The organism is Microbulbifer variabilis (assembly GCF_020524905.1).
Classification (GTDB): domain Bacteria; phylum Pseudomonadota; class Gammaproteobacteria; order Pseudomonadales; family Cellvibrionaceae; genus Microbulbifer; species Microbulbifer variabilis_A.
In genome coordinates this window covers 75217-84960 of record NZ_JAIVKI010000020.1, presented here as the reverse complement: position 1 = coordinate 84960, position 9744 = coordinate 75217, and the positions used below count along the sequence as shown (strand labels likewise).

Sequence of the window (9744 nt, the reverse complement as noted above, 5' to 3'; positions counted from 1 at the left end):
GATGAATATTTGAATTGTGATCTCAAAGCGGGCGTTCACAGTGGGATGCCAGCACGAACGAGAGAGAAGCTGAAAAGCAAGGTACTTTCTCACATGAGAATGTTACAAAAGAAGCCCGCGCGTGTAGCTTCCTACTTTAAACACCGCTCAATTAAATATGCAGCATAATGAACCACTTATCCGCCGGGTTAATAGTCAGGTAAAAAGGAAAACCAATGTTAATAAATAAAACTTATAAACGTGCTTTAAAGAGTGTTTTAGGGATGTTGTTGGTCTCGGTAAGCTGGCAGACACAAGCTCTCACCTGTCCGCAGCTTACAAATGTGCCATTGCCACCAAAGTGTAGTTCTATAGACTTGGAAAGTTGCAATGCCGCAGTGCAGAATATAATCCCAGCGGCAGCTTGTGCAATTTTTGAAGTATCGCCCGCTGCCAATGATGCTACATTAGTACTTCGTTTTACGACGTTGATCACTAACTCTTGGTATGATGCCACAGCACCTTATCACCCTACGGCTAAAGGGGTATATTCCGATATCGCGCGAATGCCGGAGCCGGAAGATAATAGCGAGTTAAATGTTGCACTTTCTTATGCATCTCATAAGGTATTAAGTGGACTGTTTCCACACCTGGCCCCTGAATGGGATAGCATGTTGGTTGAAATGGGTTTAGATCCTCATGACCTGTCAGAAGATACAACAACACCGATTGGTATAGGAAACTACGCAGGCAGAAAGGTTCTGGAAGGGCGTGCAAATGACGGTATGAATCAATTGGGTAACGAGGGTGGTCAGTTATATCATCGTTTACCTTATGCCGATTACACTGATTTCAAACCGGCAAATACTGCCTACAAATTACGTTTTCCTTCGAAGTGGCAGCCAGCAGTTCTGATGGAACGCCCTGGTGTATACCGGGTTCAGCAGTTCGTCACCCCTCAAATCGCCTTAACAACACCATATAGTTATGAGTCTCCGGACGAATTTACTTCACCAGTACCTCTGAAATCCAAAATTTGGAATTATCCAAGTTATGTGGCGCAAGTAAATGACGTGCTAAATACATCTGCCAACTTAACTGATGAGCAGAAGATGAAAGCTGAGTTATTTGATATGAAGATATTCAGCTTAGGTTTTGCCGCGGTATTTGCGTCGGAATCCCAAGGCTTATCATTAATGGATTTCATTCACTATGATTTCCTCACAAATATGGCCGCCTTTGATACAGCAATTGCAATTTGGAAAGAGAAGCGTCGTCATAACTCTGTGAGACCATTTTCCGCCGTTCGCTTTATTTATAAAGATGAACCTGTTACTGCTTGGGGTGGAGTAGGAAAAGGAACGGTGAATGATTTACCTGCTAGCCAGTGGACTAGTTATCTACCTGTGGCTGATCATCCAGAATATCCATCTGCTTCCGCTAGCTTTTGTGCAGCACATGCAGAAACAAGTAGACTCTTTTTGCCTGAAGGGGATGTATTGAGCTATACGGTACCTGCGCTTGCAGGCAGTTCACAAATTGAGCCTGGCATAACACCACAAAATGATTTGTATTTGTATTTCCCAACTTGGACTTCTTTTGAGGAGGATTGTGGTAACAGTCGAGTTTGGGGCGGTGTGCATTTTGAGCCTTCTGTTCCAGCGGGCCAGGCGATTGGGCGCGAAATTGCTAACCGTGCCTATCAATTTTATCTTTCAAAAGTAGCCGGTCAGTAAAGATAAGTAATTGGGATAGAGACTATAATTTTTTATGGTTGAACTCAACATTTATGGTCTCTATTCCATATTCGGCTTCGATGTTTCTACTGAATATAGGAATATTTATCTAGAAAATAATTGCTGATTCCTAGTTCGTAGATTTTTGTAAAAAGGGAAGTTCCTGACATCTATATTGGTATCTTACTTGCCGTCTACTCAGCCATTATAAGCGGAGAGTTAATAATAATTGGAATCGAGTGAAAAAAATAGTTTAGCTGCTGTGTTTAAAAGAGTGCAATGAGTGGAGCGAAAACTCTGTCTGATTGTTGTACAATTATGAGCTGGGCTAAATCTACAGGCATCGTTTGAATTCTGAATAATGGTTTAGAGCTTTACAGGCTAGTGCTTGACTGATAACTTGTGTTTAAAATATCGCCTTTAGCAGTATGATGAAAATAAGAAAGTGTACCATATCGATTTTTTATCCATTAGATCGATGGTGTTCGAGGAGATTCACTACACTTCATTGTGATACGTTTCTCTATACTGATTATCTTTCTTGCTTTCTAAGTTGCTGATAGACAAATTAAATACAGGGAACTTAAGTGTGACAAAATTCTACAAGCCAAACTTACAGCTCATTTATGTCTCAGATATTCAAGTTTCAACAGGATATTATATGGAGTTATTTAATCTAGAACCTTACTTTGTTTCCCCCAGATATGTTGTCTTTAAGGTCGATGGTGAGGCTGATTTTGCAATCTGGTCCGGTGGTGAGGTTCCCGACAAAGAGTGTCCAAGATTTACTGAAATTGGTATTAATCTAAAAACGGATGTTGAGGTTGAAGAGCTCTATTCACAATGGGTGGAAAGATCGAGCATAAACATACATAAAGCTTTATATACAGATGTGTTTGGTAAAACTTTCTTAGTAAAAGATCCTGACGGGCATATTATTCGAGTTTCATCTGCTGATTAATACGATCAGTATATTACGGCCAGTTAAAGCTCTACTTTGAAAGACGTAGGAATGTTTGGCCAAAATAATGATTTTTAATGAGGTGTCATGATATGTTTTGGCTCAAACTATCAGTCTTTTTGTCGCTTTTTTGGTTATCCTTTGAATCCTATTCGGAAGCAAATGATTTTCAATCGGATATGGTTGGTGAGCTTAATCAGATTAAGCAAGAATACAATATTCCTGCTATTTCAGTAGCTGTGATCATCTCTGGTCAAGTAGCTTACCTCGGTGGCTCTGGTTCTTTGGATAGTGATGGTAATGGCAAGAAGGTAGATGCAAAGACACTTTTTCGTGTGGCTTCTATTTCAAAACTTTTTACTGCTCAAGCTGCTTTACAATTGGTAGAGGCTGGTAGATTAAGTCTAGATGATAATATTTCTAATTATTTGCCGATTTTCTCTGGTTCAAATATTAAAGTGGTGGATTTATTGTCCCATGTTTCGGGTATCGATGATCGCGTCAAGCCATCAATTGGTAAGCGTCCAATAGAGACTTACCTGATTGAAGTAACTGAAAATCTACATCCTATGGCCAGGGGGAAATTCGAATATAGCGATACTGGCTTTAATGTTCTTGGTGCAATAGTCTCTGAGGTTTCTGGTAAGCCCTTCGAAGTTTATATATCTGAGAACATATTGAAACCAGTTGGCATGATGGATAGCGGTTATTATGATGGTTCTGAAGGAGTTAAGCCAAATACTGAGCCGACCTACAGAGGCGCGGTTATCCCTGAAGCTATGCAACGCCCTTTTGATACTGCGTTTTTCCCCAGTGAGGGGTTAGTTTCTAATACATCAGATCTTGCTAGCTGGTTGGTTAATACAATCAATAAAGATAATAATATATTTTCCAATAAGGATACCTACAAAAGAATGTTAGCTCCTAGAGTTACAACTGACTGGGGGGAAATTAAAATTGGATTGGGTTGGCAAGTTTACCAGGAGGATAATGTTTTAGTGGCAAGGCACCCTGGTAGCATTCGAGGTTATAAGTCACTAATTATTATGTATCCTGATGAGAGAGATGGATTGGTGATTTTAACCAATTCCAGCAAAGTGCCTCGCTTTGAGATAGCTAAAAGAATAAGAGAGTTGATGCTGAAGCATAAAATTTAATTATATAAACTGGTTTCTTATAATTAATCTCCAATTATGAACGTTATAGTTACGGAAGGGTTAAGTAGATATGCTGAGCACTTCGCTGAGGGGTTTGCTTTTACCAATATGGTGTAACTAAGACCTTAAGAGGTACATGGTCAGCGCGAGAAGTGGTGGCTAATACTGGTATGCAGATACTTGGTTGGAGTAACGAGCCAGTCGCGAAATTTTAAAGGAGTCGGGTGTTTTTTTCGAAAAAACCCCGATTCACTGATGGATCTAATGACGGTGATATCCGTCCAGTTAATATCCTAGGATTCAGGCGCATTAGAAATCTTTTCCTTAAGAGAAGTTTGTGCAAAAAGAACTGGATGAGGATTTGTACATTAAGGGATTTTAAGGAATTGCCTTAGAAAATGGCAGTCTTTCTCTATCTGGCCTCAGTGGAAAGATTGAGGAATTCATTGGAGAAAATAAGCATAGTCAATTGATCCAGGAAAACATTAATTTGGCCCCGAAAATTAATGGGGCCGAATTGGTATTTAGGTGAAACCCTTCTATCACTGTCTGTTCTTATTGTTGTCCAATATTCCTAAACAAGTAGAATTATTATTGGTTTTATTGAAGCTTGCTCTAATCAAATTGACATGGCAATAGCATAGCTTTGCTCAAATGTCTCCCAGAAAGACAGGCTAATAGTGCAAGGTATAAGAAAAATAAGGTTGCTGGTATTTCTAAAGTTAAGATTCAGGTTGTAGCCAAGATTTTCTAGATCTCTATTGATGCGTTGACACAGCTTAGCTATACGTCTGCGATTTGCTCTTCGGTTATAGAAGCGAGAAACCGAGCGCAGGGAAGGTAATCTACGACTACCGATTCCGTCAATGATTACAAAATGACCATTGATTTCATCCCACACTATGTTGACTGTTCTTAAATCACGAACGACGATAAAGGTTTTTTCCAACCATTTGAATAAATCGTTAAGTCTATCCGCATGTTCCTGATTGAATTTTTTGTTGATGATTAGCTCACTTAGGGTGTCGGCAAGTTCTCCATTGTGCTTTTTCACTGCTCTTACAGTGATTCCCAGTCCCAAATTGGTATCTACAAAGCCTGTAAAGTCTTGTACAAAATGAGTGTTTTCAATCTGACCTTCGCGTAGGTAGATGTGCTCAGAGACTTCCTTCATATATGGCCAATAGTAGGTTAGGCGGCGTAGTCGGGTAGAGATAGAATACTTTTGATCCATTCTTTTCCTAAACCGATCACTGATTACCTTAATAAGTAGATCATCAGATTCCGGGTGAGGAAATACTAGTCTCTCATTGCCGTTGGCGATAGCCTGGTCTAACCTTAAATGCAAATCCATAATTGCTTACTCAAAAACCTATTCCTTTCTTATCCCTTTGCTCAACTATTAGGTTTATCTGCTGATCAATTGGGACGTATCACCTAAGTGTAGTTAATATTCACTTTTTTTCTCTAAAAAGTGTTTAAATTACAGCAAAAAACGACCTGAAATTGAGCGAGGGCAACGATGCCAGATTTTAACTTTAAATTAAAGTTTCATGACATGAAAAGAAATAGACTAATAGTTGGCTCAGGAAATAACCAATTGTTGGTCTTGAGAATTTAGAATTAATGTCTTGCCAGATTGCAGGCTTAGTAATTACCCACTGTGAGAACAGAGACGTTTGGACCTGTTCTATAGTTTTCAATTGCAAGTTTGCTTACTTTCACTAGCTTTTTTGGGCAAAGCAGTCTGAATTCAATATTTACGTTATCGATATCTGCCAGAGTGTTGGGTTAATAGAAATATCATCAAATAAACTTCTAGCTGGATAGGGTTATATAGACTGACTCTATCCAGTTATCGAAAATTAATTTTATAAATGAATTTTAATAAGGGCATTTTGAACTATTAGATTCCCATCTGCCTGGAAGCCAGATCCCGCATAATTTCTTCAGATCCTCCACCAATCGCATTCACCCGCACTTCACGATAGATACGCTCAATCCGCCCTCCACGCATATAGCTTGCGCCACCTAATACCTGCATAGCCTCTCGGGCGCAGAACTCAAGCGTTTCTGTCGCTTGAACTTTAAGTAAGGCGATATCAGCTACTTTAAGCTGCTGTTTTTGTTCTGCCCAAGCACAGAGGTCCAAATAGGCTTGGGTGGCATTGATACGCTGCAGCATCTGCGCAAATTTATGCCGGATTACTTGATGGTTGGCTAAACGCTTGCCGAAAGTCTGGCGCTCCTGGGCCCACTCAATGGCATCCTGTAAACATACCCGGCTGAATTCTACACAGGAAGCGGCAATACCGAGGCGCTCGCGATTGAAGTTGTGCACAATTGGCAGGAAGCCTTGGTTCTCGCCACCAATCAGGTTACTAGCGGGTACGCGTACTTGATCAAAAAAGATACTGGCTGTATCTGAACACCACCACCCCTGTTTTTTATCGAGCAGATGCCGGCTAACACCGGTAACATCCGCCGGTATAAGGAGTAGGGAGATACCGCCGAAGCCCTTATCGCCAGTGCGAACTGCAGTAGTAAACCAATTAGCGCGCATGCCTCCGGTGATATAGGTTTTTTCGCCGCTCACGATAAAGTTATCCCCATCACGCACTGCGCGGCACTGGATATTGGCAACATCGGAGCCGGCGCCTGGCTCGGTAATTGCCAGGGAAATATGCTTATCGCCACGTAAGACGGCGGGAATGACCAGATCCTTCAGGGCCTCGCTGCCATAGTGCAGCAACGGGGGTAAGGCGATGCCATGGACCATTAGGCTGGCGTAGAGTCCGCCGGCTCCGGGGCGCGCCAGTTCCTCCGCGGCAACGATCATATGAAAGGCATCGGATTCGATACCACCATAGTTTTCCGGATAGCCCATTTGTAGGAGGCCTGCTTCGGCCGCTTTTTTCCAAAGCTCTGCGGGCAGCTGGCCTTCCTCGTCCCACTGGGTGATGTAGGGGGTGATTTCACGGTCGACGAAGCGGCGCAGCTGGCTGCGCCATTCTTGGTGGCTCTCATCGTAATAAGGGCTTGCCATACGGGAGGCGTCTATATCGTACATAGTGAACTCCTTTAAGAAGTAGCGTCACTGGGAATTTTTGCAGTTTCAGGAAGTGAGCCTTCGATCTGTACCAGCAGTTGGCCACCGCGTACCTGATCTCCTGCGCTAGCGCCCAGTTTAATCACAATACCATCGCGGTCTGCGCGCAGAGGGTGCTCCATTTTCATAGCTTCCATTAAGGCGATAGTATCCCCCCGTTGAACTTTTTGACTGGGCTCAACCAATACCTGCACGAGGCAGCCATCCATAGGAGCGGTAATACAGCCATTGCCCTGATTTAGCCTTGTTTTGGCTGGAGCGTGGGTGATATCTACAAAATGAAATTGCTTGCCGTCCAACAAGAGATACAAGTTGCTTCTGTTGGCTAGGAACAGTCTCTTAAGGCTAACGCCATCTAGCAGTAGTTCGGCGCTACAGAGTCCGCTTTCCTCTCGTGATTTTGTGCAATTGAGCCATTGAATTTGGAAGTGTTGATCGCCCACGCTGATTTGATAAGAATTATTTAATAACGCCAGCAGCTCACAGTTTTGGGTTTGCCCGGAAATCTCCAGCCGATACCTGATCGGAACGCTGTTATCACCGCTGCGCCAGTCACTGCGGCCACTGCGCTGATCCTCAGGATTGGCTTGACGCAAGTGATTGAGTAACACCGCTTGTGCTGTAATTTCTGCCGGAACCAATTCCACAGAAGTCAGCGCGCTGTTTTGATCGAGAAAGCTGGTATCGGCATCGCCGGCGATAAACTGGGGTTCAGCCATTATCTTTTGCAGGAAATAGATATTATTTTTCGGCCCGATAAATTCCAGTTGTGCCAGGGCGCGGACTAGCTTACGCCGGGCCTCTTCACGATCCTGTCCCCAGGCAATTAATTTGCCGAGCATTGGGTCATAAAACGGAGTAATTTCACTGCCACTTTTGAGGGCGTGGTCGATACGGATTCCTTCCCCTTTTGGAGCCATCCAGTGAAGTACTCTTCCAGCTTGGGGTAGGAACTGTTGTTCCGGGTCTTCGGCATACAGGCGGACTTCTATGGCGTGCCCTTGCTGGGTGACTTGCTGTTGGGAGACGGGAAGGGCTTCGCCACGGGCCACTGCCAGTTGCCAGGCTACCAGATCAAATCCGGTTACCATTTCTGTTACCGGGTGCTCTACCTGCAATCGGGTATTCATTTCCAGAAAATAGAACTCGCCGTTGGGGCAGAGTAAAAACTCTACAGTGCCCGCGCCTTGATAACCGCAAGCATGTGCGGCAGTGGCGGCGGCTTGTCCCATTTTCTCCCTCAGTTTGGCATCTACGGCGGGGGAAGGGCACTCTTCGACCACTTTTTGATGACGTCGTTGTACGGAGCAATCCCGCTCCCCCAGGTGAATACAGTTGCCATGGCTGTCCGCAAATACCTGGATTTCGATATGGCGGGCGTTGATCAGTGCCTTTTCCAGAATTAATTCGTCACTGCCGAATGCACTCATGGATTCACTGCGGGCGGCGCGCAACTGGGAGGCCAGATCAACATCTCCGTGAGCCAGACGCATGCCTCGCCCACCACCGCCGGCAGCGGCTTTGATCATTAACGGGAAGCCAATGCGCCGCGCCTCGGCGATTAAGGTGTCGTCGTCCTGTGCACCCTGGAAGCCGGGAATACAGGGTACACTGGCAGCGGCGACAAACTCCTTGGCTTTGCGTTTGTTGCCCATCAGCTCTATCACATGTGCACTGGGGCCGACAAAGCGCAGTCCGTTTTCTTCACAAGCACTGGCGAATTCCGCATTTTCAGCGAGGAAACCGTAACCGGGGTGAACGGCAGTAGCTCCAGATTTTTTTGCCGCGTCGAGAATTTTTTGGATATCCAGATAGGACTCCGCCGAAGTCTGTCCGCCAATGGCCACGGCAATATCGGCAGCTTGTACGTGTAGTGCGTCGCGGTCTGCATCACTGTAGATGGCGACGGTGCGATAGCCTTCCGCTTGGGCGGTACGCATAATTCGCAGCGCGATTTCACCGCGGTTGGCGATTAGCAGGGTTTCTGTTGTCGACATCAGTGCTGCCACTCCGGTGATCGTTTTTCCAGAAATGCACGGGCGCCTTCGCGCCCTTCATGGCCTTGAATCGCATTGGAAAACTTCTGTGCGGCGCCGTCGAGCAGTTGACCGAGGGCAGTCTCGTCAATGACCCGCGCTGCATCCAGCAAGATCTGTTTGGTCGTTGCCAGGGCGCCAGGGGCGCAGGCATTGATCGCGCCGAGATGTTCCTGTAGCGCGCCTTCAAGGGCCTCTGGGTCGTTGAGTAATTGATGGATTAGTCCGATATCCAAGGCTTGCTGTGCATTGACTTTGGCTCCACTGAGTGCGAGGCGCCGAGCCTGGGAGAGGCCGATCCGTGACACGACAAATGGGGCAATCTGTGCAGGCGGTAAACCCAGACGGGTTTCCGGCAAAGCAAAGCGGCAGCTGTGATCGGCGATGGCAATATCGGCGCTACAGGCGAGACCGAGGCCGCCGCCCATTACGGCACCTTGCAATACGGCAATGACGACCAGGGGAGTGCGATTAAATCGCTCCATCAATTCTCCGAAGCGACGGTTGAGGTGAAAGAATGCATCGCTATTACCATTACTCGCGCCCTGTTGCGCGTTGAGCATATCGGCAATATCGCCACCGGCGCAGAAGTTGTGCTCTGCACCACGAAGCACCAACGCCCGTACCTGCGGATCTTTTTCGGCTTCTGTGAGTTTTTGCAGAAGCTCATCCACCATTTGCAAACTGATAGCGTTGCGTTGTTGTGGACGATTCAGGGTGAGGTGGCGGGCGATGCCGATGGTTTCATCAATTACGGTCTGCATGG

General features: G+C 45.3%; 7 protein-coding genes. 3 read left to right on the top strand and 4 right to left on the bottom strand.

Translation table 11 applies throughout. The features are described 5' to 3' along the window. Positions 1-215: 215 nt before the first annotated feature. From LC073_RS18300 to LC073_RS18290, 3 genes are all read left to right on the top strand, one after another. The gene (locus tag LC073_RS18300; RefSeq protein ID WP_226648766.1) at positions 216-1715 is read left to right on the top strand and encodes a vanadium-dependent haloperoxidase; all 1500 of its coding nucleotides are present in this window, start codon (positions 216-218) and stop codon (positions 1713-1715) included. Between the two features lie 589 nt (positions 1716-2304). Further along, complete coding sequence (locus tag LC073_RS18295) at positions 2305-2676, top strand: glyoxalase (protein WP_226648765.1); 372 nt, start codon at positions 2305-2307, stop codon at positions 2674-2676. 92 nt (positions 2677-2768) lie between these two features. Then, the gene (locus LC073_RS18290; protein ID WP_226648764.1) at positions 2769-3833 is read left to right on the top strand and encodes a serine hydrolase domain-containing protein; all 1065 of its coding nucleotides are present in this window, start codon (positions 2769-2771) and stop codon (positions 3831-3833) included. Positions 3834-4452: 619 nt separating this feature from the next. Here LC073_RS18290 and LC073_RS18285 read toward each other — a convergent pair. The 4 genes from LC073_RS18285 to LC073_RS18270 all read right to left on the bottom strand — a co-directional run bounded on the left by LC073_RS18285 (position 4453) and on the right by LC073_RS18270 (position 9742). Beyond that, complete coding sequence (locus LC073_RS18285) at positions 4453-5187, bottom strand: YrbL family protein (protein WP_226648763.1); 735 nt, start codon at positions 5185-5187, stop codon at positions 4453-4455. A gap of 552 nt (positions 5188-5739) precedes the next feature. After that, complete coding sequence (locus LC073_RS18280) at positions 5740-6903, bottom strand: acyl-CoA dehydrogenase family protein (protein ID WP_226648762.1); 1164 nt, start codon at positions 6901-6903, stop codon at positions 5740-5742. 11 nt (positions 6904-6914) lie between these two features. After that, positions 6915-8939, bottom strand: coding sequence for an acetyl/propionyl/methylcrotonyl-CoA carboxylase subunit alpha (locus LC073_RS18275; protein ID WP_226648761.1), 2025 nt, complete (start codon positions 8937-8939; stop codon positions 6915-6917). Next, the gene (locus tag LC073_RS18270) at positions 8939-9742 is read right to left on the bottom strand and encodes an enoyl-CoA hydratase/isomerase family protein (protein ID WP_226648760.1); all 804 of its coding nucleotides are present in this window, start codon (positions 9740-9742) and stop codon (positions 8939-8941) included. The genes LC073_RS18275 and LC073_RS18270 overlap by 1 nt, the downstream gene beginning before the upstream one ends. Positions 9743-9744: the final 2 nt, after the last annotated feature.

Bases quoted from the DNA above. Each gene is read 5' to 3' on its own strand.
- LC073_RS18300 (WP_226648766.1), top strand. From the start codon at position 216: ATGTTAATAAATAAAACTTATAAACGTGCTTTAAAGAGTGTTTTAGGG.
- LC073_RS18290 (WP_226648764.1), top strand. From the start codon at position 2,769: ATGTTTTGGCTCAAACTATCAGTCTTTTTGTCGCTTTTTTGGTTATCC.
- LC073_RS18285 (WP_226648763.1), bottom strand. From the start codon at position 5,187: ATGGATTTGCATTTAAGGTTAGACCAGGCTATCGCCAACGGCAATGAG.
- LC073_RS18280 (WP_226648762.1), bottom strand. From the start codon at position 6,903: ATGTACGATATAGACGCCTCCCGTATGGCAAGCCCTTATTACGATGAG.
- LC073_RS18275 (WP_226648761.1), bottom strand. From the start codon at position 8,939: ATGTCGACAACAGAAACCCTGCTAATCGCCAACCGCGGTGAAATCGCG.
- LC073_RS18270 (WP_226648760.1), bottom strand. From the start codon at position 9,742: ATGCAGACCGTAATTGATGAAACCATCGGCATCGCCCGCCACCTCACC.